Here is a 26,427-nt window from a genome sequence, read left to right on the forward strand (position 1 = left end):
CCTCAGACCTCCTTGGCCGTGCCGCTGCCGGCGGTCGCCAATTGCGCCTCGACAGCCTCATGGAGTGGCCCACGCGGTTCGGTGGTCATCCCGGCCATCAAAAGCCCGAGTTCTTTTTCGTCTGTGTCCTGAGGCATCCGCTCGCCCATTATTTTTCCGTCAAACATAACCGCAATCCGGTCAGAGAGGGACAAAATTTCCTCTAACTCCACGGAAACCAACAAAATTGCTTTGCCCTGATCCCTAAGTGCAACAATCTGCTGGTGGATGAATTCGATCGCACCAATGTCCACACCGCGTGTCGGTTGCCCGATCAGCAAAAGGTCGGGGTTGCGTTCAATCTCGCGCGCGAGGACGATTTTCTGCTGGTTGCCGCCGGAAAAGCTCTTGGCGGCAAGGCTTGGATCGGGCGGCCGCACGTCGAAACGCGCCATCTTTTCTTCGGTGTCTTTACGGATGGCTGCATTGTCCATCAGAAATCTGTTCTTCTGATAGCGCGCATCGTGATGATAGCCAAAGGCGGTGTTTTCCCAAGCCTGAAAGTCCATGATCAGCCCTTCGCGCTGGCGGTCCTCGGGGACGTGGCTGATACCGCGTGCGCGCCTGCTCTGGCCGTTGGATTTCGTACCTGTCAGGTCGATTTCCTCGCCATTCATCTTGATGCTGCCGGTGGCCTTTTCATAGCCGCCCAGCACTTCCAGCAATTCGGACTGCCCGTTGCCTGCGACACCTGCAATCCCGAGGATTTCGCCGGCATGCACATCAAAGCTGACGCCTTTGAGACGGTGAACGCCTTTGCTGTCGGTCACATTAAGGTCTTTGACCTCAAGGATTTTGCGCCCGATCTGCGCCGGTGCCTTGTCCACGCGCAAGAGCACCTTGCGGCCGACCATCAGTTCAGCCAGTTGCGGCGGGCTGGTTTCCGCTGTTTTGACGGTGGCGGTCATCTCACCGCGCCGCATCACGCTGACAGTATCGGTGATTTCCATGATCTCGCGCAGTTTATGCGTGATCAGGATGATCGTTTTACCCTCGCGCTTGAGGTTCTCCAGGATACGGAACAAATGGTCCGCCTCGGCGGGTGTCAGCACACCTGTGGGTTCGTCCAGAATCAGGATATCGGCTTTGCGGTACAGCGCTTTGAGGATTTCCACGCGCTGTTGCATGCCGACGCCGACCTCTTCGATCAGGGCGTCCGGATCGACGTTCAATTCGTATTCTTCCGCAAGGCTTTTGAGTTCGCGCCGTGCGCGCGCCAATGACGGGCGCAACAGGCCGCTGTCTTCGGCCCCCAGAACCACGTTTTCCAGAACGGTGAAGTTTTCGACCAGTTTGAAATGCTGGAACACCATCCCGATGCCTGCGGCGATCGCGGCTTGACTGTCAGGGATAGATGTTTTCTTGCCTGCGATGAAAATCTCGCCTTTGTCGGCTTTGTAAAAGCCGTACAGGATCGACATCAGCGTTGATTTACCTGCGCCGTTTTCGCCGATGATCCCATGGATCGAGCCGGGCATGACGCGGATCGAGATGTCTTTGTTTGCCTGAACCGGACCAAAGGCTTTGGAGATACCTTTGAGTTCAATGGCTGGGGCTGCATCGCTCATGCTGGTGCTCCTGTTCCGACAAATCCGACCATGCGGGCAATCAGGCCGTCAGGCCCGTGTTCGACAAAGTACTGACCCATTTGTTCCATGCCGTTTGGCATTTTGAAAGCAATAGTCGCACGGCTGACACCTTCACGTGTCTCGACAGCAGTGACTTCGGCAACAGCGCCGGGGGCAGAGGCGGAAAACATGGCGATATAGTCCGTTACATCAGCGGGGCCTATCAGCGGGACCTCGGTGCGGGGGTCGGCATAGGTCGCATCGGTTGCGAATGATGCGTGGATGGCGGTTTGTCGGGCGACTGTATCTGACATCCCCCATGCTTCAAAGAAGGTGGTGATCGCCTTTGTCATGGGACTGTCCTTATCAGCAAGAAGGGCCACGCTTTGTGCAAGCGTGGCCCCGAGTTTTAGGCCTTCCGTCGCGACTTAGAAGCTCAGTGCGGGGCAGGTTTCGTCAGCTGTGTAGTCGTGGACAACCAGCTCGCCAGCAGCGATGGATGCGGCGGCTGCGTCAACAGCGGCTTGCATGTCTGCGGTGACCAGTTCTGCGTTGAATTCGTCGAGCGCATAGCCCACGCCTTCGTTCGCGATGCCCATGACGTTAAAGCCGGTTTCGAGGTCTGTGCCTTGTGTAAAGGCCTCGTAGACCGCGTTATCGACGCGCTTGAGCATGGATGTCAGAACCTCGCCGGGGTGCAGGTAGTTCTGGTTTGCGTCAACGCCGATGGACAGGATGTCTTCGTCAGCTGCTGTTTGCAGAACGCCAACGCCAGTGCCGCCAGCGGCAGCGAAGACAACGTCAGAACCTTGGCTGATCTGTGCCAGTGTCAGCTCGGACCCCTTTACCGGATCGTTCCAGGCCGCGGGTGTTGTGCCTGTCATGTTGGCGATGACTGTAACGTCAGGGTTTACGGCCATCGCGCCTTGAGCGTAGCCACAGGCGAATTTGCGGATCAGCGGAATGTCCATGCCGCCCACAAAGGAGACTGTGCCACTTTCGGAGGCCATCGCGGCCATCATGCCGACAAGGTAGGAGCCTTCGTGCTCGTTGAACACAACAGAGCGGACGTTTGGCGCGTCAACGACCATGTCGATGATCGCGAACTTGGTGTCAGGATAGTCGGCTGCGACTTCGGCCAGTGGTGTGGCCCATGAGAAGCCTGCCATAACGATCGGGTTTGCTCCGGATTCAGCGAAACGGCGGATCGCCTGTTCGCGCTGCGCGTCGGACTGGATTTCGACCTCAGCGTAGGAACCGCCTGTTTCGGTCGCCCAACGCTCGGCCCCGTTATAGGCGCTTTCGTTGAAGGATTTGTCGAACTTGCCACCAAGATCGAACAGGATGGCAGGATCTGCAGCGGCAGTACCGGCTGTCAAAGCCAGTGCGGCAGATGCGCCAAGAAATTTTTGCATAAGTGTCATTATAGTCTCCCAGGTCGTTACGCGAGGTGTTTTGCGGGCCTGATGCCCCCCCTCAGTGAAGTCTGAGCCGATCTGATGCCGGTCATCGTAAGATAAGGCCTTGCCTTGCGGGGAAGATCAACCGCTTTTTATGAGATATTATGCGGCGAAAGGTCAAAAACGGCGTTATCCACAGGCTGACGCAAAGTCAGGTTCCTGTCAGTGACTTGCGCATCACCAAGGCGGCAAGTGGTGCCCCATCTTTAGGCAAATAATATCCGGGCCGCCGCCCGATTTGGCGATAGCCGGACGCTGCATAAAGCGCGATTGCGGCCTCGTTGTCTTCGGCGACTTCAAGAAAGATTCTTGCCGCGCCTTCGGTTTGCGCCCGTGTCTCACCTGCCGTCAACGTGCCGCGTGCAAGGCCCTGACGCCGCATGTCCGGGGCGGTGGCGATGGTCAAAAGCTCTGCTTCGTCCAGCACGGTGCGGATCAGCGCGAAACTGCGCGCGTCGCCCACCGCAAAGGTGCCGGGGTGTCTGAGAAGGCCCGCAAATTCATCGGCCGACCATGCGCGGGTCGCGCTGAAAGCGGCGGCATGCAGGCGGGCCAGCTCTTGTGGCGTCATGGCAGCAAGACGGGAGCGGGATCGCGCGGCGGGGCGGCGTCGGCGCTGCGGATATAGAGGGGGGCGGGGCGCTGAAGGTCTGTCGCGAGGCGGGAAGCGGCGATTTCGGCAACGGCGCCGATCAGCACCTCTGCGCTTTTTTGTGCACCTGCGGGCTCTGCGCTCTGAACAGGATCGCTTGTCGTGCCATCGGCGTGGAACACTTGGGTGTAGGACTGGTCACGCGGGGCGGGAATGGTTGCCGTGAACGGGAGCGTTTCGCCATGGGCGCGTGCGTCAAATCCGTTTACGCCAATCGCCGGTTTGCCAAGCCCAAGCGCGAGGCCGCGTGCGGCAGAAAGAGCAATCCGTATGCCGGTGAAATTGCCGGGGCCAACGCCGACCCCGATCCCGTCAAGATCGCGCCATGTCAGCCCTTCGGTTGCCAGCATCTCTTCGAGCATTGGCATCAGATGTTCGGCCTGTCCTTTGGCCATTTCGTCCACGCGTGTGACGATCCGGTCGCCCAACAGTAAAGCGGCGGCGCAATGCGCCGCCGATGTATCGAATGCTAAGACAATTGGCTTAGGCTGCAACTGGCCGGACCTCGACCACCTCGGGGATGTAGTGGCGCAGCAGGTTCTCGATGCCCATTTTCAGGGTCAGCGTGGATGACGGGCAACCGGCGCACGCGCCTTGCATGTGCAGGTACACGATACCACGCTCAAATCCGTGGAAGGTGATGTCGCCACCGTCCTGTGCCACCGCAGGGCGCACGCGGGTATCGAGCAGTTCTTTGATCTGCCCGACAATCTCGGCGTCTTCACCGCTGTGTTCGGCGTGGCCGCTCACCGGTTTATGGTCGTCGGCCATCACGGATTGACCGGATTGATAGTGCTCCATGATCGCGCCAAGAATACCCGGTTTGATATGGTCCCACTCGACATCGTCGGCCTTTGTGACCGTCACGAAATCAAGGCCAAAGAACACGCCTGACACACCACCAGCGGCAAAGATGCGCTTGGCGAGCGGTGAGTTTTCAGCCGCCTCGACGCTTGGAAAGTCGGCTGTTCCGACTTCAAGCACATTCTGGCCGGGCAGAAACTTGAGCGTTGCGGGGTTTGGTGTCGATTCAGTCTGGATGAACATGTGGCCAACCTTTTTTGTCAGGCTTTAGATATGCGGCCGCGCGGCGCCGATGTCAAGGTTTGGAACGATTCTAAATTGGCCGCACGAGGCTATGTGATCGCCTCGAGCCGTTCTTTCGAAAGATCACCCGGCACAATCGTGATCGGCACGGGCAGGCTACCGGATTGCTTGCTGAGTTGTGACACCAGGGGGCCGGGGCCTTTACTGTCAATGCCTGCGCCCAGAACCAGAACGCCAATTTCGGGGTCTTCGTTCACATGGGCGATGATTTCGCTGATTGGCTCGCCTTCGCGGATCACCAGTTCGGGATCAACGTTTTGCTTGTCACGCATCCATTTCGCAAAGACTTCAAAGTGGACTTCGATTCTTTCGCGGGCTTCGGCACGCATGATCTCGCCCACGCCGATCCAGTGGTTGAACTCGTCAGGGGGGATGATGGAGAGAACGGCCACGCCTCCACCGGTATGGGACGCGCGCATCGCGGCAAAGCGCATGGCGTTCAGGCACTCGCGGCTGTCATCCAAAACGACCAGAAACTTACGCATTTTGCTCTCCCTCTTGGGCCAAGTGTGGCGCATCCTTCACGTGCTGGCAACGACAGATTACTTTCCCCAGCTACGCAGTACTTGCTGCCCAGTCCCAATACATATCACGGACCTGGCGGGTCACAGGTCCAACCTGATACTGCGTGTCCTCGAAGGCGGTGACCGGCGTCACCTTGGACATATTGCCCGAAAGAAAGACCTCGTCCGCCCCGTGGAAATCATCGAAGGTCAGCACGGTTTCATGCACTTTGACGCCTTCCGCACGCAGGTTCGAGATATGCCGTGCGCGCGTGATGCCGGACAGGAAAGTGCCGTTGGGGATGGGGGTGAAAACCTCGCCATCCTTGACCATAAAGACGTTTGCGGTGGCTGTTTCGGCCACATTGCCCATCGCGTCGGCGACAAGCGCGTTCGAAAAGCCGCGCGCACGGACCTCGGCCAGCATGCGTGCGTTGTTGGGGTAAAGGCAGCCTGCCTTGGCGTTGACCACCGCGTCGTCGATCACAGGACGACGGAATTTGGTCAGGCCCAGTGTTGTCGTGGCGGTGGCCGATGCAAAGGGGATTTCTTCGAGACAAATGGCAAAACCGGTTTCCTCGGCGCTGGGAACAATCGCTGTCGCGTCACCGTGGATTGCCCAATACATCGGCCGGATATAGACGGCGGCGCCTGTGTCGTACTTCGCCAGACCCTCTTTGGTGATCGCGATCATGTCTTCGGTGCTGACGGTCGGCGTGATCATCAGCGCTTCGGCCGAGCGGTTTACGCGGGCGCAGTGCAGATCAAGATCAGGCATCAGCCCGTTTACAAAGCGCGCGCCATCAAAGACCGTGGTTCCCAGCCACGCGCCATGGTCAGCCGCGCGCATGATAGGCGTGTCACCTTCGTGCCATGTGCCTTCGAAATAGGTGCGGATATTTTTGCCGGTAGCCATGGTGCCTTCTCCCTTTTGGGCCACCCTAGGCCTGTGAAATGGGAGGGTAAAGTGGGGATGCGTCCGATGCCGGGGTACACCGGACGCATGAGCCGACCAAGGTGATCACGGGACGAGAGACACCAGTGCGGACAGTTGCGCGATTCTTCAACGCCCCTTCATGTTGGGGGCTGCGGGATTCAATTTTGTGACGCTTACTCGGCCAGTGCCAAGAGGGCGGGCAGGTCAACACGGCTGTTGGTCATGGCAAGCGTGCCATCTGCATCACGGGGCCAGACAGCGATGGGGCGGTCATAGTAGAGTTCGACGCCGTTCTGGTCAGGGTCACGCAAATAGATCGCCTCGCTGACCCCGTGATCGCCCGCGCCATCCAGCGGGATGCCTGCATCGAGTACGCGCTTGACGACTTGGGCCAGCGACTTTCTGTCAGGATACAGAAAGGCTGTGTGGTACAGGCCAGTGTGCCCTTTGGGGGGCGGAGATGCACCAAGGCTTTCCCATGTGTTCAGGCCAATGTGATGGTGATATTCGCCAGCGGCAAGAAATGCCGCCTGATCGCCATAGCGTTGGGTTAACCCGAAACCCAAAACGCCCGAGTAAAAGGCGATCGAGCGTTCAAGATCAGAGACCCGCAGGTGAACGTGCCCGACGCGGGCTGTGGAAGGTGCAGACATGGTGTGCCTCTCGATTAAGCGTAACGCCAAGATACAGCATGTCATATTTGCACAAAATACGTATTTCTTAATATGAAATGTGCAATATTGCACACTTCCGGTCCGCTGTGCCGTCTGATCCCCGTCAAAGAGATGCGACCAAATGAAAATTCGGAGATACACCAGCGCTCCACACCCCGCTTTGGGTGAGATCCTATGACTGGCTGGATTGCACTCAGGTTGTCAGACGCAGCTGTCGCCAAGAGCTTGAAGTCCGGAAGAATAGACTAGGTATCGGACTATAAATCCGAGAACGCGTTCATGATCATAGCCCGACAGAATATCCAAAGACGCAAGTTGAGTTCACTGTGCTTCCTCACAGCCTTTTTTGTTTTATGGAGCAGCCAGACCACTGCACTTGATAGAGAGACACCGTTCGACTCGATCGATGGTGGGACACTGACCCTCGCGCAATGGGAAGGGCAGCCCGTTCTTGTGGTCAATACTGCCTCGATGTGTGCGTTCACAGAGCAGTATCGTGAATTGCAGGCGCTTTATGACCGCTACCGCGATCGAGGATTGGTCGTGCTTGCGGTCCCCTCTGACGATTTCAACCAGGAGCTGGCAAGCAACGCTGAGGTCAAAGAGTTTTGTGAGCTCATCTATGGCATTGATATGCCCATGACCGTGATCACCGGAGTGAAGGGGCGCAATGCCCATCCGTTTTATCAGTCACTCCGTCAAGAGGTTGGATTTACGCCAAGATGGAATTTCAACAAGGTACTGCTGGATCGGCAAGGCCAGGTTGTCGACACCTTTGCCTCCCGTGTAAGTCCGCTATCAGATCAGATCACACGGCAAATCGACAGCTTGTTGTCTGACGCAACTGTCACGCAATAGTCTGCTTTGAAAACGTGGCGCGGATAGGGTCAATCTGTCAGCGTCAGGTCTGCCTTTCAAAGGCCCTGCAATATCAAGCCCTGCCAGAGAAAGCTGAGGGGTGTGTCACGGCGACCTGTTGAAACCAGACCGCACAGCTGCCGCGCTGCGTTCGGCTTCAGCTACGCAGCAGCCCCACGATATCATAGCAATCGCGCAGGATCGGGTTGGCGATGGCCCGAGCTTTTTCCGCGCCTTCGCCAAGGATACGGTCGATCTCTGCCGGATCAGCCATGAAGCGTGCCATTTCGTCCGAAATTGGCGCGAGTTTCGCGACCGCCAGATCGGCCAGCGCAGGTTTGAACGTGCCCCAGCCCGCGCCGGGGTATTCGGCGATCACGGCCTCGGGGGTCATGTCGTTCAGGGCCGCATAAATCTCGACCAGATTGCGCGCTTCGGGTCGGTCTTTCAGCCCCTCGACGGTTTCGGGGAGCGGTTCAGGATCGGTCTTTGCCTTCTTGAACTTCTTGGCGATCTTGTCGGCATCATCGGTCATATTGATGCGTTCCATGTCGCTTTCACCGGACTTGGACATTTTCTTGGTCCCGTCGCGCAGGTTCATGATGCGCATGGCGGGGCCTTCGATGACCGGTTCGGTCAGCGGGAAGAAATCGCTTTTGAAGTCATGGTTGAACTTGGCCGCGATGTCGCGGGTCAATTCGACGTGTTGTTTCTGATCCTCGCCCACCGGCACATGCGTGGCGTGGTAGATCAGAATATCGGCGGCCATCAGTGCAGGGTAGGCGTAAAGGCCGAGCGACACTTTCTCGGCGTTGCTGCCTGCTTTGTCCTTGAACTGGGTCATGCGGTTCATCCAGCCGACGCGGGCGACGCAGTTGAAAATCCAGCCCAGTTCGGCATGGGCGGCAACCTGGCTTTGGTTAAACAGAATGGATTTGCTGGGGTCGAGCCCTGCGGCAAGGTAACCGGCGGCGACTTCGCGGGTCATATTGGCGAGTTCTTTGGGGTCCTGCCAGACGGTGATCGCGTGCATATCGACGACGCAATAGATGGTTTCCATCTGCCCCTGCATGCCTACAAAGCGTTTGATCGCGCCCAGATAGTTGCCAAGCGTCAGCCCGCCAGAGGGTTTGATCCCCGAGAAGACGCGCGGTGTGAAGGGTGTTTGGCTCATGGTGCAATGTCCGGTCTGGATTTCGGGGCAAGGGTCGCATACCCATGCCAGACAGACCCGTCAACTTCAACTCTGCAGCGAGACCGCTATGAAGCCCGAAAGCCCGTTCAATACTTTGCCTGTTGTGGTGGTCATACTGGCGCTTGCGATTGTCGGGATCGAAGTTGTCTTTCAGCTTGCGAATGCGGGGATCATCGGTGGCCCGCGCGGTCTGGGCTGGCGGCTTGCCGCGATTGAGGAATTCGGCTTTGCCCCTGCGGTGCTGGACCGGGTGCTGGTGAGCGGGGACTACAGCCTCGATATGCTCAAGCGTTTTGTCACCTACACATTTATCAATGGTGATCTGATCCAGATGGCGTTCTGTGCGGCTTTGATCCTTGCTTTGGGCAAGTTCACAGCCGAATACTACGGATCGTTCAGAGTGCTGGTTGTCTATATCGTCACCAGCATTGCCGGTGCGGTCGTTTTCGGCATGCTGGCGGGTGACAACACATTGCTCATTGGGGCCTTTACACCGGTTTATGGTCTCATCGGTGCTTATACCTATGTGTTGTGGCTGCGGCTCGGAAGTGCCGGAGAGAACCAGATCATGGCGTTTCGGCTGATCGGGTTTCTCTTGGCGATCCAGCTGATCTTCGGTCTGATCTTCGGTGGCAACAGCCAGTGGATTTCGGAGCTTGCGGGTTTTGTGACGGGTTTCGTAGTCTCGACACTTCTGGCACCCGGCGGGTGGGCCAGTCTTGTGCGCCGGATGCGGGAACGGTCCTAGCGGCGCAGGTTGCGTTTGAACTCGGACAGTTTGAACGCACCCAGCAGGTGACCGATGCCAAAGTAGCTGACCATGCCGATCAGCACCAAGACGAGCAGGGCTAGATAACGCAGAGTTGCGATGCCAAAAAAGGGTGTCATTACCGTCGCACTGGCAAAGAGGATCGCCCCCATTGCGAGCGCGGACAGAATGATCCGCCCCAACCGTTTCTTGAAGCGCGCGTCGAACTTGCCGGCGTCGCCCATGGTCCGCGCGCCGCGCATCAGCATGAAAACCATCGCCCAGCCCGTCAGGGACGTGCCAATGGCGGCCGCAATAAAGCCGATTTGCGGTGATAATCCGATGGCCAGTGCTGCATTCAGGACCATGGCGGCAAGGGCGTAATAGAACGGCCTTTTGGTGTCTTCGCGGGCAAAGAATAGCGGTTGCAGGGTCTTTTGCAGCACAAAGGCAGGCAGGCCCAGACCGTAGACCGCGACGGCAAGTGCAGTCGCGGCGGTGTCGTCGCTGGTAAAGGCGCCGCGTTCGAAAAGGACACTGACGAGCGGGATCGGGATCGCCATAAGTGCAACAGAGGCGGGGATGGTCAGGGCAAGGCTGATTTCAGAGGCACGGTTGAAGGCGTCCTGTCCGCCTGCGTCGTCACCCGCGCGCAGGCGGCGTGACAGATCGGGCAGCAGCACAACCCCGATCGCGATGCCCACCACGCCGAGAGGCAATTGATAGAGACGGTCGGCGTAGTTCAGCCAAGCAACAGCACCTTCAAAGAAGCTGGCGACTTGGCGACCGACCAGAAGATTGATCTGCACGACACCGCCCGCAAGCGCGGCAGGGGCTGCGATAACCGCGAGGCGTTTGAGTTCCGGTGTGAGCTTGGGCATGCCCGGGCGCAGGGCATAGCCCGCGCGCTTGGCTGCAACCCATACCAGCGCAAGCTGGGCAAGGCCCGCGATTGGTACGGCGAACGCGAGGGATTGGCCGATGGTGGACTGGGCCTCGGGGGCGGTATGATCGCCGGTGACGCCGGTGATGATCAGCGCCACGATGAAGATGACATTCAGCAGGACAGGTGCGGCTGCCGCTGCGGTAAACCGGCCCACGGCGTTGAGGACCCCCGACATCAGCGCTGTCAGCGAGATGAAAAGGATATAGGGAAAGGCAATCCGGCCGTAATAGACAGCCAGATCAAAACGCTCGGTGCCTAAAAACCCGCTGGCCATCAATGTCACAAGCGCGGGCATGAAGATGACGCCGATCACCGTAAAGACTGTCAGCACGCCGGCAAGGCCGACAAAAGCATCCTGGGCAAAGCGCCGGGCGTCTTCGCCGGCTTCGACTTTCTTGGAAAACATCGGCACAAAGGCCATGTTGAAGGCGCCTTCGGCAAAAAAGCGGCGGAAGAGATTGGGCAGTGAGAAGGCCACCAAGAATGCCTCGGCCACGGGGCCGGTGCCAAGGTAGGCCGCGATCATGATGTCGCGGACAAAGCCCACGACACGGCTCAGCAATGTCCAGATGCCGACCGTGAAGAAGCCAGCCATCAGACGGATGGGTTTCATCCTGCCACCGCCTGCTCGGCGCCTTGGGCGATGGCTTCGCGCAGTTTGCGTTCCAGCGATGCGCGCTTGGCCTCGTTGTAGTATTTCAGCCCGACCATGTCTTTGACATAGAAGGTATCGACGACCTGCTCGCCGTAGGTCGCGATCACGGCTGACGCGATATAGACGTGATTGTTCGCCAGCGTGCGCGTCAGATCGTAGAGAAGTCCGGGCCTGTCGCGCGTATCGACCTCGATGATCGTATAGATCTCGGATTCCTCGTTATCGAAACTGATGGTGGTCGGCACGCGGAAAGCGCGTTCGCGCTTCTTGATCTTGTCTTTGTCTTTCAGCGCTTCTTTGGCGACGATTTCACCCCGCAGGATGCGCTCGATCATGGTGCGCAGGCGTGGCATCCGTGCGGCCTCATAGGGGTTGCCGTCATCGTCCTGTATCCAGAAAACAGCCGTCGCATAGCCGTCTTTGGATGTGTAGGTGCGCGCATCCACGACGTTGGCGCCGACCAGCGCCAAGGCGCCCGTCATGCGGCTGAAAAGACCGGGATGGTCGACCATGGCAAAGCAGGCGCGGGTCGCGTCGCGGTCGTCATCGAGCATAAGGTCGATCTTGATTTCGTCGTCCTTGATCTCGGAAAGAAGTCTTGCAAAGACAACTTGCGCCGAGAGCGGAAGCCCCTGCCAGTAGGTGCCATAGTGGCGAGCAATCTCTGTCTTGAGTGCTTTCTTGTCCCAATCCGCAAGCTCGGCGCGCAAGGCGCGTTTCGCTTCGGCCTCCTGGCTTTCGCGGTTGAGGTCTTCAAGGCCGGTTTCCAGCGCCGATTTTGTCGCTTTGTAAAGGTTGCGGATCAGAACCGCTTTCCAGTTGTTCCATGTCCCAGGGCCGACGCCGCGAATGTCGCAGACCGTGAGTGTGGTCAGCAGTTCCAGCCGCTCGACCGATTTCACCGCCTTGGCAAAGCCGCGCACGGTACGTGGTTCAGAGATGTCGCGTTTTTGCGCCACATCCGACAGCAAAAGGTGATAGCGGATCAGCCATTCGACCGTATCGCATTCCTTCTTGTTCAGCCCCAGCCGAGGTGCGACCTTGCGCGCAATCTGGGCGCCAAGGATGGAATGGTCTTCGTCACGCCCTTTGCCGATGTCGTGCAACAGGAGCGCCACATAAAGTACCTTGCGGTTCACGCCGCGTTCCAGAATACCTGAACAGACTGGCAATTCCTCGATCAGTTCCTTGCGTTCGATCTGCGCCAAGTTGCTGATGCATTGGATCGTGTGTTCGTCCACCGTGTAGTGGTGGTACATGTTGAACTGCATCATCGCGACGATGGGCGCGAATTCGGGGATGAATGCGGCCAGCACCCCCAATTCGTTCATCCGTCGCAGCGCCCGTTCGGGGTTGCCGTGCTTCAGCAGCAGATCAAGGAAGATCCGCCGCGCCTCTTTGTCGTTGCGCAGGTCTTCGTCGATCCGGTGAAGATTGGCCGAGATCAGCCGCATCGCATCGGGATGCAGCAATGTGCCGGTCCGCAGCGCCTCTTCGAAGATCCGCAGCATGTTCACCTTGTCGGCAAAGAAATCCCGCTCGTTGGCAATCGTCAGCCGGTTCTGCTTGATCGCATAGGGTGGCTTTGCTTTCTTGCGCCGCGCGAGAAGCCGCACGAGCACGGGTTCTTGCTTGGTGTGGTTGGCTTCGAGTGCTGTCAGGAAGATCCGCGTCAATTCGCCCACATGGGTGGCCTGCCGGAAATAGGCCTGCATGAAGTGTTCAACGCCGCGGCGGCCGCCGTGATCCGTGTATCCCATCGCGTCTGCCACCTGAACCTGCATGTCAAAGGTCAACTGGTCGACAGGGCGCCCCGCGATCAGGTGCAGATGACAGCGAACCGCCCAAAGAAAGTCTTCGGCGGTGACAAAGGTTTCAAATTCTTCGGCTGTAAAGACCCCCAGATTGACCAGATCGGCCGCGTCCTTCACGCCATTGATATATTTGCTGATCCAGAACAGGGATTGCAGATCACGGAGCCCGCCCTTGCCTTCCTTCACATTCGGTTCGACGACGTAGCGCTGTCCGCCCTGTTTGCGGTGGCGCGTGGCGCGTTCTTCCAGCTTGGCTTCGATAAAATCGCTGGCGGTAGTTTTGAACAGGTCGGTCCAGAGGCGTTGGCCGAGTTTTGCCGCGAGATCGGCATCACCGGCCAGATACCTGTATTCCACAAGCGAGGTGCGGATCGTATAATCTTCCTTTGCCAGACGCAGGCAGTCCTTGACGGTGCGGCTGGCGTGTCCGACCTTCAGTTTCAGATCCCAAAGCATATAGAGCATGGATTCGATGACGCTCTCCGCCCAAGGCGTGATTTTGTAGGGCGTCAGAAACAGCAGATCGACATCCGAATAGGGCGCCATCTCGCCACGGCCATACCCGCCCACGGCGATCAGCGACAAACGCTCGCCTTCAGTGGGGTTGGGAAGGGGGTGCAGGTGCTTTTGCGCAACGTCCATCACCGTCTGCACGATCTGGTCGGTCAGCCAGCTATAGGCGCGGGTCGTGGGGCGCGATGCGAAAGGCTGTGCCGCGAAGGCTGCCGCGATCTGGGCCATGCCATCGCGGCGCGCTTGGGACAATGTGGCAACGGTTGCGGCGCGGATGTCGCGTTCGGATGATGCGGTCGCGATTGCTGCCGCGATCTGGGCTTGGACCGCGTTGTTGTCAAAAATGACGGACGCCGGACAGATCAAACTGTCCGGCGTGCTTTGTGCTGATGCTGGTATGCGTTCAGAGGCCTGGGGTGCCAAAACTTCTTGGGGCTTGGTCAAGGATTACAACCTGATTGTTTTGAAATGTAGCAACGGCAAGGCCGCGCTGGTTAAGGCCATTTGGCAGCAGACGGAAGACACCTGACGTGCCGCGGAACCCTTGGGGTTGGGTAAGGGCCTCTTTCGTCACGGCCTGTGTGTTGCCAGCCGCTGCAAGCGCACCGATCGCCGCGATCCCGTCATAGGCAAGGCCTGCCAACGGATGCGGAGTTTCGCCATAGGTCGCGGCGTAGCGGTTGGCAAAGAGTGTCGACGGTCCCGGATCGGGGACGGTGAAAAGCCCGCCTTCAAGCCCGGGCAGAGCGGCCATCTGGGGCAGTGTGTCCCAGCGGGTCAGGCCGATAAAGCGGCTGCGGTCTGTATCCATACCCGCATCGGGGAGAGCCGTTGCAAGGATGGGCAGATCGGCATTTGCACTGGCCGTGGTAAAGACGCCCTGCGCGCCCGAACTGCGCACATTCGACACAATCCGGCGCGTGGCCGTAAAGATGCCTTGCTGCGACAGCTGGTAGCTATCGACGCCAGAGATTTCCCCACCGTTTCGCTGAATCGCCGAGGTGATTGCATCGCGGCCAACGCGACCCGGCAGATCGTCACCGTGGACGACGAAATATCGGCTGATGCCCTGACGCGTGCCAAACTGGACAAGACGATCTGCCGTATTGTCAAATGTCGGCCCCAGAATGAACACGTTGCCGCCTGCGAAGGCGCTGTTGTTCGAGAAGGCAAGCACGTTCACATTCCGTCCCGCGATGGCGACGCCGGCGGCGTTTGCTGCCTCGCCATACAGTGGCCCGATAATGATCTTCGCCCCTTCATTGACAGCTTGCGTGGCCGCCAGTGCGGCCTGTTGCGGGTTGCCACCGGCGGTGTTGTAGACACGCAGGTCAACAGTTGCGCCTTGGAGGTCCGCAATCGCAAGGCGGGCCGCATTTTCAAAATTCCGCGCCAGTTGATTGTCGGTTTCCTGCGCTGAACCGCCCGGCACCAGCAGGGCCACTTCGATCGGCGCATTGGGGTTGATTGCGCGGCCGACATTGGCGTCAGGGGCCAAAGTGACATCACAGGCAGCCAGCCAAAGAAGGGCGGTAATTGCAAAAAAGCGCGCGAGCGACTTGCGGGCGTTGCTGAAACGAGCAAACATGCGTGGTATTCCTCCTGTTTCGCGCGAACGGCAGTTGGCCGAGGCCTCATGTCCCGCCGCGATGTTGAGGTCCATCATAAAGCAGGGGGCCAGCGGGTCCAGAGATGAATTTTATAAGCAAGCCACTCTCTGCCGGTCTGTATTTCGTGGCCACGCCAATCGGATCGGCGCGCGACATCACTTTGCGCGCGCTGGATATTCTGGCGTCCGCCGATTTGATTGCCGCCGAGGATACGCGAACAGCGCGCAAGTTGATGGAAATTCACGGCGTGCCGCTCAATGGGCGCAAGGTTGTGGCGTTTCACGATCACAGCGGTGACGGGGCTGTTGCGCGGCTGGTTGCAGATATGAAGTCAGGCAAATCAGTGGCTTACGTCTCCGAGGCGGGCACACCTCTGGTGGCTGATCCGGGCTATGAATTGGGCCGTGCTGCCATCAAAGAGGGGGTGGCGGTGACGACCGCACCTGGGGCCTCTGCGGTGCTGGCAGGTTTGACCGTGTCGGGCCTCGCTACCGATCGTTTTGCATTCGTCGGCTTTCTGCCAGCGGGCAAGAAACAGCGTGAAAATGAAATCGCGGTATTGCGCGATATCCCGTTTACCTTGGTATTTTACGAAAGCCCGAAACGCGTTGGGGAAATGTTAGCTAATTTGCGCGATATCTTGGGGGATGAACGGGAAGCGGTGGTCTGCCGCGAGTTGACGAAAAAGTTTGAAGAAATCACGCGTGGGTCGCTTGCGACGCTGGCGGGTGATTTTGCTGAGCGGACCGTCAAAGGTGAACTCGTTGTACTCGTTGGCCGTGCGGGTGCCGTTGCAGTGGCTGATGATGATATTGATGGGGCGTTACGTGAGGCGATGAAAACCATGCGTGTGAAAGATGCGGCGACAGTTGTGGCCGGCGCGTTGGGCCTGCCGCGGCGGCAGGTTTACCAGATTGCCTTGCAGTTAGGTGATAATGAATGACCGGTGCTGTTGGATATCATGCCGGGTTGGTGGCGGAGGATATTGTCGCTACGGATTATACGAACCGCCATCATGCAATTGCCGCGCGGCGCTGGCGCGGGGAAGCGGGTGAAATTGACCTGATCGCCCGCGACGGAGACACGGTGGTCTTCATCGAGGTCAAAAAAAGCAAGAGCTTTGCGACGGCCGCGACGCGGCTGGGCCAACGGCAAATGGCACGGATCGTGGCCAGTGCGGGTGAGTTTTTGGCCAATGAGCCGCGCGGTCAATTGACCGATGTGCGGTTTGATCTGGCGATTGTGAACGGTTTTGGTGCCCTGAAAGTGATTGAAAACGCCTTTATGGAATTCTGAGGCCCATTGCACCTGCGCGCAGGCTGGGCCATCAACACGCCAGCTTGATAACGCAAGAGGCCCGCCATGACGCTTAAAATCGCTTTCCAGATGGACCCGATTGGGCCGATCAATATAGATGCCGACAGCACGTTCCGCATTGCCGAAGAAGCGCAGACGCGGGGGCATAGCCTGTTTTATTATACACCGGACAAGCTCGCCTATGATCAGGGCCGCGTGATGGCAAAGGGCTGGCCGCTCACGGTGCAGCGCGTCAAAGGCGATCACTTTACGCTGGGCGACGAGCAATATGTCGATCTGTCGGAGTTCGATGTTGTCTGGCTCCGGCAGGATCCGCCGTTTGACATGAGCTATATCACCACAACCCATATTCTGGACATGATCCATCCCAAGACATTGGTGGTGAATGATCCGTTCTGGGTGCGCAATTATCCTGAAAAACTTCTGGTACTGAATTTCCCGGACCTTACGCCGCCCACGATGATTGCGCGTGACCTTGAGACGCTCAAGACATTCCGCGCGCAGTATGGCGACGTGATTCTCAAGCCGCTTTATGGCAACGGTGGTGCGGGTGTCTTCAAGATGAAGGGCGCCGACAGCAACCTTGCGTCGCTGCACGAGCTGTTTTCGGGCATCAACCGTGAGCCGCTGATCATGCAGCAGTTTTTGCCGGATGTGTCCAAGGGCGATAAACGCGTGATCCTTGTCGATGGTGAACCGGTCGGCGCGATCAACCGTGTTCCTGCCGCGGGTGAAACCCGTTCGAACATGCATGTGGGTGGACGCCCCGAGAAAGTGGAACTGACCGACCGCGACCGTGAGATTTGTGCGCGGATCGGGCCGCTCTTGCGCGAGAAGGGCCAGATTTTCGTCGGCATCGACGTGATCGGGAAATGGCTGACCGAGATCAACGTGACATCGCCCACCGGAATTCAGGAGTTGGAGCGCTTTGACGGTGTCAACATCGCCGAGAAGATCTGGCAGGCGATCGAGGCACGGCGCTAGACTTCTTTGGTCATCGCCAGCCGGTAGCTGACCGCCTCGGCCACGTGGGGTCTTTGGACATCTGCTTCACCCTCCAAATCCGCGATTGTCCGCGCCACCCGCAGGACGCGGTGGTATCCTCGTGCCGAGAGGCCAAAGCGTTCCGCGATCTTGAGCAGGAGTGCGCGTCCCTCTGCATCAGGGGTTGCGATTTCGTCCAGCAGATGACCTTCGGCGTCGGCATTGACCCGTGCAGTGCCATGCCCTGCAAACCGTGCGGTTTGGATGTCGCGCGCCTTGTGAACGCGGCTGGCGACCGCAGCCGAGCTTTCGCCGGTTTCGGGGAGGTCGAGGTCGGTAAAGGCGACGGCAGGTACTTCGACCCGCAGATCGAAACGGTCCATCAGCGGGCCTGAAATGCGCCCCAGATAATCCTCGCCACAGATCGGCGCGCGGGTGCAGGCGCGGGCCGGATCAGCGAGGTAGCCGCATTTGCAGGGGTTGGCCGCCGCGACCAGCATAAACCGGCAAGGATAGCGCACGTGGGCATTTGCACGGGCCACGACGACTTCGCCGGTTTCGATTGGCTGGCGCAGGGTCTCAAGCACGGTACGCGGGAATTCCGGGAATTCATCCATGAACAACACCCCGTTGTGCGCAAGGCTGATTTCGCCGGGTTTTGCGCTGCGGCCACCGCCGACGATGGCCGCCATTGATGCCGTGTGGTGCGGTTCCCGAAAGGGCCGTTCGCGGTTGATCCCGCCTTCGTCCAAAAGCCCCGACAGAGAGTGGATCATCGAGGTCTCAAGCGCTTCGGATGGCGATAATTGTGGCAAGATTCCGGGTATCCGGGCGGCGAGCATAGATTTGCCGGAACCGGGTGAGCCCACCAGAAGCAGGTGATGCCGCCCGGCGGCTGCGATCTCAAGCGCGCGTTTGGCCCGTTCCTGTCCTTTGACTTCCGACAGGTCGCGTGCACCGTTTCGTGCCAGAACCTCGCCCGGTTGGGATGATTGTAGCACCGCCTGCCCTGTGAAATGCCGCACCATCTCGGCCAGACTGCGGGGTGCGATGACATTCACCGAGCCGACCCACGCCGCCTCTGCGCCGCAGGCCTGCGGACAGAGCAGGGTGCGGTCGCCTTCGGCAGCGGCCATGGCAGCGGGAAGTGCGCCGGCCACAGGCACCAAGGTCCCGTCGAGGGACAATTCGCCCAAAGCGACCGTCTGGGACGCGACATCCTGCGGAATGATTTCGAGCGCGGCCAGCAGAGCCAGTGCGATGGGCAGATCGAAGTGCGACCCTTCTTTGGGCAAATCGGCGGGAGAGAGGTTTACTGTGATCCTCTTCGACGGCAGGGCGATAGCCATCGCGCTGAGTGCGGCGCGCACCCTTTCGCGCGCTTCCGAGACGGCCTTGTCGGGCAAACCCACGATGGCGAAGGCCGGAATACCAGGTGTCACGGCGCATTGCACCTCGACCAGGCGCGCCTCGATCCCTTCGAAAGCAACAGTGTAGGCCAAAGCGACCATGGCGTTTTCCCCGTTTATGGTTAACGGGTACGGCCTGGGTCTTTAAGAAAGGTTAACTTTTCTCTTCGGGCCAAGGCTTTTGTGCAAGCGGCAAGGCGTAGGGGAAGGGGCTGTGCGTTTCCTTGAGCGCCTCTTGTCGCCAGGCCACAAAAGCGGGGTCTGACAGATGGGCCGCAACGTAGGCGCGGGATTCATCGCTGACCGGTAGATCGTAGGCGGTGATCCGCATCGCAACAGGCGCGTAAAACACATCGGCCAAAGAATAGTCGCCAAAGAGCCACGGGCCATTCTGTCCATGCCGTGTGCGGGCGAGGGACCACAGGTCTTCGATGCGGCGCAGGTCTGCTTTGACGGTGTCGGCGGGTACGAAACCCTCCCAGACAAAACCAAGCATCATGGGGCAGGCGTTGCGCAATGCGCCAAAACCACTGTGCATTTCTGCAGTGATGGAACGGGCCAATGCGCGGGCCGCCGGATCGCGGGGATAGAGGGCGCGTTCGGGATGTTTTTCGGCAAGCGTTTCGGCCATCGCCATACTGTCGGTCACTACATATCCTTCGGCGGTTTGCATCACAGGCACGGTGCGGGCGGGGGCGAGATGTGCGAGGTCCGCCTGCATGGTTCCAGCGTAGAGCCCGACCATATGCGCCTGATAGGGCAGCCCGAATTTTTCCAGAATCAGCCAGCCCCGCAAGGACCAGCTACTGAAGGTGCGATCACCGATGTAGAGTTGATATGTCATGCAGTAAGTCTAGCGGTACGAGAAGCGTTCTGGCGATCAGTATTCTGTGACGCCCTGCATCACGGCTTGTGATTGATATGATCGGCGGACCAGCCGGTTGACTTGCAGGACAGGGTTGTGACCGACAGGTTCTCAATCTTGTGCCCAAAGGCCTCATAGGCGCCGATACCCAATGCGCGCTGAAGCTGGGTGAGGATAACACCAAAATGGGCTACAACAATCAGATCGGGGTGACCCGCGCGCAGGTATCCGTCAACTGCGCGATCGACGCGCGCACGGACCGCGTTCCAGCTTTCGCCGTTCGGCGGGGCAATGGTGCCGGGGGTTTCCCAGTAGGCGCGGATTCTCTGCGGATCTTCGGCCTCTACCTGGGCGAAATTGCGCATTTCCCAGTCGCCAAAGTTGATTTCGCGCAGGTCGGGGGCGTGGGGCAGGCGTACTTTGGGGGTCAGTGCATCTGCGGTGCTGATCGCGCGGCTGAGGTCGGAGGACACAACAGGTGCGTCAGGCAGGAAGGCGCGCAGGCGGCTGATGGCGGCGGTGTCGGACAGGTCGGCGGGTAGGTCTGTCCAGCCGACCATCGCTTTGGCATGTGTCGGCCCGTGCCGGACCAGCCAGAGCTTGGTCATGGGAGCGTTCCCTTGAGAACCAGTGGCAGGCCGGCCATGACGGCGACCACAAGTCCGGCCTCGGATGCAATCCGTTGATTGAGGGCACCCTGCGCATTGCGGAATTTGCGCGACAGGGCATTGTTCGGCACAATACCCTGGCCGACTTCGTTCGAGACGACGATAACGGGCCCCTGACAGGTGGCTATCGCTGCAAGCAGCGCGTCGGTGTGTTCGCCCACGTTGTGATCGCCCAGAACCACGTTGGTCAGCCAGAGTGTGGCGCAGTCGATCAAGACGGTCTGTTGGGGTGTGATTGCCGCCAAAGCGGGGCCAAGATCCAACGGTTCTTCGATTGTCGTCCAGCCTGTCCCGCGCATGTCACGGTGTCGCGCGACCTTCTGGGCCATTTCATCGTCGAACACCTGTGCGGTCGCCAGATAGACGGGCGCATTCCCGCTTTGCAGCACAAGGTTTTCCGCGAAAGCGGATTTACCAGAGGCTGCTCCGCCAAGAACGAGCGAAAGTTTCGGCAATGGCATTGTGTTCACTTTTTTTGATCCATTTCGGAAACGCCTTCGTAACTAATTCAAACAACAAAGTTAATGCAACACACTGCGACTTGGGAGAATAACAATGGGCGTGACCGGTTTTTCTGATCAAACTTTGTCTCGGACAGCGATGAAAGCAGAGTTGCTTGACGCTGAGACCGAATTGGCCTTGGCATATGCATGGCGTGACCAGCGCGATGAACAGGCGCTGCACCGGCTGATTACAGCTTACATGCGTTTGGCCATTTCGATGGCATCCAAATTTAAGCGCTATGGCGCACCGATGAACGACCTCATTCAAGAGGCCTCTGTTGGCCTGATGAAGGCCGCTGACAAGTTCGACCCTGATCGCGGTGTGCGGTTCTCGACCTATGCCGTCTGGTGGATCAAAGCGTCTATCCAAGATTACGTGATGCGCAACTGGTCGATGGTGCGGACCGGTTCGACATCGTCGCAAAAGTCGCTGTTTTTCAACATGCGCCGCGTGCAGGCACGGCTTGAGCGTGAAGCGGCGGCCGAGGGCCGCGAGCTGGACCGCCACGAAATGCGCGAATTGATCGCGATTGAAGTGGGCGTGCCGTTGCACGACGTCGAGATGATGGAAGGTCGCTTGTCCGGGTCCGATTTTTCGCTGAATGCCACCCAATCCGTTGATGATGAAGGCCGCGAGTGGATTGATGCGCTCGAGGATGACGGTATGCAAGCCGCTGAAAGAGTTGAGAATACGCACGACAATGAAACGCTGCGCCAGTGGTTGCTGACCGCCTTGTCAGGGCTGAATGACCGCGAACAGTTCATCGTCCGCGAGCGGAAGTTGCGCGATGAGCCGCGCACGCTGGAAAGCCTCGGGTCCGAACTTGGCCTGTCGAAAGAGCGCGTGCGTCAGCTTGAGGCGGCGGCCTTTGGCAAGATGCGCAAGAGCCTTGAGTCGCAAAGCGCAGAGGTTCACGCGTTTTTTGCCTGATCGCGGACATTGTGTTTCCGGTCTGATCTGACCTAGTGTCGGGCAAACCTGATCGGAGCGCTCTGATGCTGGCAAACAAGCATATCCTCTTAATCGTTGGAGGCGGCATTGCCGCCTTCAAGTCATTGGACCTTGTGCGCCGATTGCGCGAACGTGGCGCGCAGGTGACGCCTGTTCTGACCAAAGCAGGGGCCGAATTTGTCACCCCGCTGAGCCTGTCGGCGCTATCCGCGTCGAAAGTCTATCAGGACCTTTTCAATCTGACCGATGAGGCCGAGATGGGCCACATTGAATTGTCGCGGGCCGCCGACCTGATTGTGGTGGCCCCTGCCACGGCTGACTTGATGGCCAAAATGGCGGGTGGCTTGGCGAATGATCTGGCCTCAACCCTGCTTTTGGCGACCGATAAGCGCGTCTTGATCGCCCCGTCGATGAATGTCCGCATGTGGACGCATCCGGCGACCCAGCGCAACCTAGCGACCTTGCAAGATGACGGTATTCTGGTCGTTGGTCCAAATGAGGGCGACATGGCGTGCGGTGAATATGGTCCGGGGCGCATGGCCGAAGTGCCCGAGATTATTACGGCCATTGGCGCGGCACTTGCCGATGGTCCGTTGAAGGGCAAGCATATCATTGTCACCTCGGGTCCGACCCACGAACCGATTGATCCTGTGCGCTATATCGCCAACCGATCGTCCGGTGCACAAGGCACAGCAATTGCGTCCGCACTTGCGGCGCTGGGCGCGGAGGTCACTTTTGTGACGGGGCCTGCGGATGTGCCGCCGCCGATGGGGGTCAATACAGTCAAGGTGCAGACGGCGAAAGAGATGCTGGCGGCGGTGACAGCGGCCGGCACTGCTGACGCGGCTGTTTTTGCGGCGGCTGTCGCGGATTGGCATGTGGCGAATGCAGGCAACAGTAAGATCAAGAAGGACGGGGCCGGTCTGCCGCGCCTCGACTTTGCGGAAAATCCCGACATTCTGGCGACGGTCTCGCAAATGACCGAGGGGCGTCCGAGGTTGGTCGTGGGCTTTGCCGCCGAAACCGATGATGTGATCGCAAATGCCACCGCAAAGCGTTTGCGCAAGCAGTGCGACTGGATCGTCGCCAACGATGTATCGCCCGACACCGGCATCATGGGTGGGTCGGAAAATGCGGTGACGCTGATCACCGACGCAGGGGCGGAAAACTTTCCACGCATGACAAAAGCAGACGTCGCCGCGATGCTAGCCGGCCGGATAGCAGAGGCACTTGCGTGAGTGTGACGGTACAATTTCAGTGGGTGGATGGTGCGGATCAGAGCCTTGGCTTGCCGGCGTATGAAACGGCAGGGGCGGCAGGGGCCGATCTGCGTGCAAATTTCGAGGACGGAGAGGCCATGACGCTGGCCCCCGGTGCGCGGGCCTTGGTGCCGACCGGTCTGTGCATGGCGATCCCTGCGGGGTACGAGGTGCAGATCAGGCCACGGTCCGGCCTGGCGCTCAAGCACGGGGTGACATTACTGAACACCCCTGGCACGATTGATAGCGATTATCGGGGGCCTTTGGGCGTGATTATGGTGAATTTGGGGGATGCTCCTTTCGAGGTAACCCATGGGATGCGGATCGCGCAGATGGTGGTCGCACCTGTTGTGCAGGCGGGTTTTGAAACAGTTGCACGTCTGGACGAAACCGCGCGTGGCGCGGGCGGATTCGGGTCCACAGGCCAATGATTATGGTCGGTACAATGGCGATAACCCTTTGGGTTATCGGGTGGGCCATGAAAGTGCCTTATGCCGTGCGCTGGAATATGATGGCGCTTTTGCTGGTGGGTGTCATGCTGGTGCATGTGATCCTGCCGGACGGCCACCCCTTGCGCATGGCGACGGGCGGTGATGCGCGGCTTTGGGCGATCATCTTTGGCTTTGGCGTCATTATCTGGGGATATGGTAAATTGCTGCGCCGCTTGCGGTCGCGGGTGACGTCACAAGAGGCGGCGCCTGTAAAATCCGAGAGTTTTTCACCCACGGAACTGGACCGCTATGCGCGCCACATCATTCTACGCGAAGTAGGCGGACCGGGGCAAAAGGCGCTGCGCGATGCGAAGGTTCTGGTTGTGGGCGCGGGTGGTCTTGGGGCACCTGCGCTGCAATATCTGGCGGCCGCCGGTGTCGGAACGATTGGTGTGATTGACGATGATGTTGTCGAAAACGCCAATCTGCAGCGGCAAGTGATCCATCTTGACCGGAATATCGGGGTGCCAAAGGTCCATTCCGCAGCCGAGGTCATGCGTGCGCAGAACCCCTTTGTCACCGTGCGCCCCTATCACCGCAGGCTCGAGGCGGATATCGCGGAAGACCTGTTTTCTGAATATGATCTAGTGCTGGATGGTACCGATAATTTTGCGACCCGCTATCTGGTGAACCGCACGGCGGTGGCGACGGGCAAGCCACTGATCGCTGCCGCGCTGACGCAGTGGGAGGGGCAGATCAGTGTCTATGATCCGGCCCATGGCACACCCTGTTATGAATGTGTGTTTCCACAAGCGCCTGATCCGTCACTGGTGCCCAGCTGTGCCGAGGCGGGCGTGATCGGCCCGCTACCCGGTGTGATCGGGGCGATGATGGCGGTTGAGGCGGTGAAGGCAATCACCGGCGCGGGGCAGGGCCTGACAGGGCGTTTGCTTATTTATGATGCGCTTTACGCCGAAACCCGTACTATTGTTGTGAAACCGCGTGCGGACTGTCCTGTTTGCCACGGCAAGGGCTTGCGCGGGGCAGAGCCACATTGATAGTGGCGCTGAAATTATCAACTGGGAGCCTGCTATGAAATTCCTTGCAACACTGGCCGCGTGCCTTTTGGCGACAACCGCTGTCGCGGACGGTCATCTGCCAAACCTCGAAGGTCGCGAGATCGTCGTTGTGACCGAAAACGCCTATCCGCCACTGCAATTCATCGACACGAGCGGCAATGCGGTTGGCTGGGAATACGATGCGATGGCCGAGATTGCGCAGCGCCTGAATGCGACAGTGGTTTATGAAAACATCAGCTGGGATGCGATGATCCCTGCTGTCTCGGAAGGGCAGTTTGACCTTGGCATGACCGGCATCACGATCCGTGAAGATCGTGCCGAAGTCGTGGATTTTTCCGAAAGCTACATGACCTCTGAGATGGTGATGATGGTGCGCGGTGATGAGGACCGTTTCACGGATGCCGCGAGCTTTGCCGCCAACGATGACCTGCTGATGGCCGCGCAGCCTGGCACGACGCCGTTTTATGTGGGTGTTTATGACGTGCTTGACGGTGATGAGGCAAACCCACGCATCAAGCTGATGGAAACCTTTGGTGCGACGGTTCAGGCCTTGAGGACTGGCGATGTCGATCTGGTGCTGACCGATGGCACGGCTGGCAACGGCTATGTCGAAGCCTCTGATGGCGGGCTGAAAATTATCGGCGAAAAGCTGGGAACCGAGGACTTTGGTTTCATTTTCCCCAAGGGGTCCGATCTGGTTGAACCGATCAATGCGGCGATTGCGGATATGCTGGCCGATGGCACGATTGATGCGCTGAACACGCGTTGGTTCCTTGACTACAAGCTGGGTGAATAAGCCCTGAACGGAAGGTCCCGGGTCAGGCCCGGGACGGCGTGCCGATGATCCCGACATCCCCCAACGACAAGGATTTTCCTTGGTGGCTGGTCGCTGTTATCGCGATTGGCCTTTACCTGTTCTGGCAGGTCCTGACGGTCGAGACATACGCCCGCGTGCTGTCGACGCTGCAGCGGGGGATCTGGGTCACGATCTATGTGACCTTGGTGTCATATACGATGGCCTGTGTGCTGGGGCTTTTGCTTGCACTCGCGGCCTTGTCACGGTCACTGGTTTTGCGGCAACTCGCGCGGTTCTATATCGAGATCGTGCGCGGCATCCCGATTATCGTGCTACTGCTCTATGTGGCCTTCGTGGCGGCACCCGCGATGGTGGCGGGTTGGAACTGGATCGCCGAAACCATCGGGCTTGAACCCGTCCGCACGCGGGATTTTTCGCTGCTGTGGCGTGCGGTGATTGCGCTGACCATCGCCTATTCGTCCTTTCTGGCCGAGGTGTTTCGGGCAGGCCTGCAATCGGTCGATGAAGGCCAGATTGAAGCAGCAGAGGCGCTGGGCCTGAACCGCTGGCAGCGGTTTCGGTTCATTGTGTTTCCGCAGGCGCTCCGCACGATCCTGCCGCCCTTGGGCAATGATTTTGTCGCTATGGTGAAGGATTCTTCGCTCGTGTCTGTGCTGGGTGTCACGGATGTCACCCAGTTGGGCAAAGTCACGGCTGCGGGTAATTTCCGCTATTTCGAGACCTATAATGTTGTGGCGCTCGTCTATCTGACGATCACGATTACCCTGTCGATTGCGCTGCGCCGCTTCGAGAAACGTATGCGCATGCGGTGAGCGTGCCGAGGGTTTTTGGGCCAAGATGAAGCAGGGGGTGGTGCCAAGAGGC

28 protein-coding genes are annotated in these 26,427 nt (G+C 58.9%); 11 read left to right on the plus strand and 17 right to left on the minus strand.

All coding sequences use genetic code 11. The features are described 5' to 3' along the window. Positions 1-2: 2 nt before the first annotated feature. The 9 genes from SJY29_RS01375 to SJY29_RS01415 all read right to left on the minus strand — a co-directional run bounded on the left by SJY29_RS01375 (position 3) and on the right by SJY29_RS01415 (position 6,919). Positions 3-1,607, minus strand: coding sequence for an ABC transporter ATP-binding protein (locus SJY29_RS01375; RefSeq protein WP_400085919.1), 1,605 nt, complete (start codon positions 1,605-1,607; stop codon positions 3-5). After that, complete coding sequence (locus SJY29_RS01380) at positions 1,604-1,960, minus strand: molecular chaperone GroEL (protein ID WP_400085921.1); 357 nt, start codon at positions 1,958-1,960, stop codon at positions 1,604-1,606. Before SJY29_RS01380 ends, SJY29_RS01375 begins: the two co-directional genes overlap by 4 nt. Before the next feature lie 75 nt (positions 1,961-2,035). Further along, the gene (locus SJY29_RS01385) at positions 2,036-3,031 is read right to left on the minus strand and encodes a BMP family protein (RefSeq protein ID WP_055293821.1); all 996 of its coding nucleotides are present in this window, start codon (positions 3,029-3,031) and stop codon (positions 2,036-2,038) included. A gap of 187 nt (positions 3,032-3,218) precedes the next feature. Next, positions 3,219-3,638, minus strand: coding sequence for a GNAT family N-acetyltransferase (locus tag SJY29_RS01390; protein ID WP_400085924.1), 420 nt, complete (start codon positions 3,636-3,638; stop codon positions 3,219-3,221). Beyond that, on the minus strand, positions 3,635-4,213 hold the full coding sequence (tsaB, locus tag SJY29_RS01395) for a tRNA (adenosine(37)-N6)-threonylcarbamoyltransferase complex dimerization subunit type 1 TsaB (protein WP_400085926.1): 579 nt from the start codon (positions 4,211-4,213) through the stop codon (positions 3,635-3,637). Before tsaB ends, SJY29_RS01390 begins: the two co-directional genes overlap by 4 nt. Further along, positions 4,203-4,766, minus strand: a complete 564-nt coding sequence (locus SJY29_RS01400; protein WP_110279712.1) for a NifU family protein — start codon at positions 4,764-4,766, stop codon at positions 4,203-4,205. Before SJY29_RS01400 ends, tsaB begins: the two co-directional genes overlap by 11 nt. A gap of 89 nt (positions 4,767-4,855) precedes the next feature. Next, positions 4,856-5,311 carry a universal stress protein gene (locus tag SJY29_RS01405; protein WP_110279713.1) on the minus strand — a complete coding sequence of 152 codons (456 nt, stop codon included), beginning with the start codon at positions 5,309-5,311 and terminating at the stop codon, positions 4,856-4,858. 70 nt (positions 5,312-5,381) lie between these two features. Beyond that, a complete protein-coding gene (locus tag SJY29_RS01410; RefSeq protein ID WP_400085929.1) occupies positions 5,382-6,245 on the minus strand; it encodes a branched-chain amino acid aminotransferase in 864 nt (287 codons plus the stop codon). A gap of 194 nt (positions 6,246-6,439) precedes the next feature. Further along, entirely contained in the window at positions 6,440-6,919 is a 480-nt protein-coding gene (locus tag SJY29_RS01415) for a VOC family protein (RefSeq protein WP_400085932.1), read from the minus strand. A 300-nt stretch (positions 6,920-7,219) separates the two neighbouring features. Here SJY29_RS01415 and SJY29_RS01420 point away from each other — a divergent pair, with 300 nt between their 5' ends. Beyond that, complete coding sequence (locus SJY29_RS01420) at positions 7,220-7,798, plus strand: glutathione peroxidase (protein WP_400085934.1); 579 nt, start codon at positions 7,220-7,222, stop codon at positions 7,796-7,798. 157 nt (positions 7,799-7,955) lie between these two features. On the opposite strand, the gene trpS is transcribed toward SJY29_RS01420, so the two are convergent. Beyond that, positions 7,956-8,972 (minus strand): tryptophan--tRNA ligase, encoded by a 1,017-nt coding sequence (trpS, locus tag SJY29_RS01425; protein ID WP_400085937.1) that lies wholly within the window; start codon positions 8,970-8,972, stop codon positions 7,956-7,958. Positions 8,973-9,060: 88 nt separating this feature from the next. Here trpS and SJY29_RS01430 point away from each other — a divergent pair, with 88 nt between their 5' ends. Beyond that, the gene (locus SJY29_RS01430; RefSeq protein WP_400085939.1) at positions 9,061-9,741 is read left to right on the plus strand and encodes a rhomboid family intramembrane serine protease; all 681 of its coding nucleotides are present in this window, start codon (positions 9,061-9,063) and stop codon (positions 9,739-9,741) included. On the opposite strand, the gene murJ is transcribed toward SJY29_RS01430, so the two are convergent. From murJ to SJY29_RS01445, 3 genes are read right to left on the minus strand one after another with little or no spacing between them, the layout of a single operon-like run. Then, on the minus strand, positions 9,738-11,300 hold the full coding sequence (murJ, locus tag SJY29_RS01435; RefSeq protein WP_400085942.1) for a murein biosynthesis integral membrane protein MurJ: 1,563 nt from the start codon (positions 11,298-11,300) through the stop codon (positions 9,738-9,740). The two genes, SJY29_RS01430 and murJ, sit on opposite strands and share 4 nt — an antisense overlap. After that, a complete protein-coding gene (locus tag SJY29_RS01440) occupies positions 11,297-14,092 on the minus strand; it encodes a [protein-PII] uridylyltransferase (protein WP_400085943.1) in 2,796 nt (931 codons plus the stop codon). The genes murJ and SJY29_RS01440 overlap by 4 nt, the downstream gene beginning before the upstream one ends. Continuing rightward, complete coding sequence (locus SJY29_RS01445) at positions 14,073-15,257, minus strand: penicillin-binding protein activator (protein WP_400085946.1); 1,185 nt, start codon at positions 15,255-15,257, stop codon at positions 14,073-14,075. The genes SJY29_RS01440 and SJY29_RS01445 overlap by 20 nt, the downstream gene beginning before the upstream one ends. A gap of 104 nt (positions 15,258-15,361) precedes the next feature. On the opposite strand from SJY29_RS01445, the gene rsmI reads away from it, so the two are divergent. The 3 genes from rsmI (at position 15,362) to gshB (ending at position 17,580) form a co-directional block, all read left to right on the plus strand. Continuing rightward, entirely contained in the window at positions 15,362-16,222 is an 861-nt protein-coding gene (gene rsmI, locus SJY29_RS01450; protein ID WP_400085948.1) for a 16S rRNA (cytidine(1402)-2'-O)-methyltransferase, read from the plus strand. After that, positions 16,219-16,575, plus strand: a complete 357-nt coding sequence (locus tag SJY29_RS01455; RefSeq protein WP_400085950.1) for a YraN family protein — start codon at positions 16,219-16,221, stop codon at positions 16,573-16,575. The genes rsmI and SJY29_RS01455 overlap by 4 nt, the downstream gene beginning before the upstream one ends. A 66-nt stretch (positions 16,576-16,641) precedes the next feature. Then, the gene (gene gshB / locus SJY29_RS01460; RefSeq protein WP_400085953.1) at positions 16,642-17,580 is read left to right on the plus strand and encodes a glutathione synthase; all 939 of its coding nucleotides are present in this window, start codon (positions 16,642-16,644) and stop codon (positions 17,578-17,580) included. Here the strand turns inward: gshB and SJY29_RS01465 are convergent. Genes SJY29_RS01465 through cobU form a run of 4 tightly spaced genes read right to left on the minus strand, consistent with a single transcriptional unit; the run spans position 17,577 to position 20,983 of the window. Then, on the minus strand, positions 17,577-19,091 hold the full coding sequence (locus tag SJY29_RS01465) for a YifB family Mg chelatase-like AAA ATPase (protein WP_400085956.1): 1,515 nt from the start codon (positions 19,089-19,091) through the stop codon (positions 17,577-17,579). The genes gshB and SJY29_RS01465 overlap by 4 nt on opposite strands. A gap of 52 nt (positions 19,092-19,143) precedes the next feature. After that, positions 19,144-19,833 carry a glutathione S-transferase gene (locus tag SJY29_RS01470; RefSeq protein WP_400085958.1) on the minus strand — a complete coding sequence of 230 codons (690 nt, stop codon included), beginning with the start codon at positions 19,831-19,833 and terminating at the stop codon, positions 19,144-19,146. A gap of 59 nt (positions 19,834-19,892) precedes the next feature. Then, positions 19,893-20,462: a histidine phosphatase family protein gene (locus SJY29_RS01475; protein WP_400085961.1), complete on the minus strand. Its 570-nt coding sequence runs from the start codon at positions 20,460-20,462 to the stop codon at positions 19,893-19,895. Further along, a complete protein-coding gene (cobU, locus tag SJY29_RS01480; RefSeq protein WP_400085964.1) occupies positions 20,459-20,983 on the minus strand; it encodes a bifunctional adenosylcobinamide kinase/adenosylcobinamide-phosphate guanylyltransferase in 525 nt (174 codons plus the stop codon). Before cobU ends, SJY29_RS01475 begins: the two co-directional genes overlap by 4 nt. 94 nt (positions 20,984-21,077) lie before the next feature. Between cobU and SJY29_RS01485 the strand changes: the two genes are divergently transcribed. The 6 genes from SJY29_RS01485 to SJY29_RS01510 all read left to right on the plus strand — a co-directional run bounded on the left by SJY29_RS01485 (position 21,078) and on the right by SJY29_RS01510 (position 26,375). Then, complete coding sequence (locus SJY29_RS01485) at positions 21,078-21,956, plus strand: RNA polymerase factor sigma-32 (protein WP_110279727.1); 879 nt, start codon at positions 21,078-21,080, stop codon at positions 21,954-21,956. A gap of 65 nt (positions 21,957-22,021) precedes the next feature. After that, complete coding sequence (gene coaBC, locus SJY29_RS01490) at positions 22,022-23,215, plus strand: bifunctional phosphopantothenoylcysteine decarboxylase/phosphopantothenate--cysteine ligase CoaBC (protein ID WP_400085967.1); 1,194 nt, start codon at positions 22,022-22,024, stop codon at positions 23,213-23,215. Beyond that, positions 23,212-23,667: a dUTP diphosphatase gene (gene dut / locus SJY29_RS01495; protein WP_400085971.1), complete on the plus strand. Its 456-nt coding sequence runs from the start codon at positions 23,212-23,214 to the stop codon at positions 23,665-23,667. The genes coaBC and dut overlap by 4 nt, the downstream gene beginning before the upstream one ends. Continuing rightward, the gene (locus tag SJY29_RS01500) at positions 23,664-24,725 is read left to right on the plus strand and encodes a HesA/MoeB/ThiF family protein (protein WP_400085974.1); all 1,062 of its coding nucleotides are present in this window, start codon (positions 23,664-23,666) and stop codon (positions 24,723-24,725) included. Before dut ends, SJY29_RS01500 begins: the two co-directional genes overlap by 4 nt. Before the next feature lie 34 nt (positions 24,726-24,759). Continuing rightward, positions 24,760-25,542 carry a transporter substrate-binding domain-containing protein gene (locus tag SJY29_RS01505; protein ID WP_400085977.1) on the plus strand — a complete coding sequence of 261 codons (783 nt, stop codon included), beginning with the start codon at positions 24,760-24,762 and terminating at the stop codon, positions 25,540-25,542. Between the two features lie 44 nt (positions 25,543-25,586). Next, a complete protein-coding gene (locus SJY29_RS01510; protein ID WP_400085980.1) occupies positions 25,587-26,375 on the plus strand; it encodes an amino acid ABC transporter permease in 789 nt (262 codons plus the stop codon). Positions 26,376-26,427: the final 52 nt, after the last annotated feature.

It is taken from the genome of Yoonia sp. R78084 (assembly GCF_044595625.1).
Taxonomy (GTDB): Bacteria; Pseudomonadota; Alphaproteobacteria; order Rhodobacterales; family Rhodobacteraceae; genus Yoonia.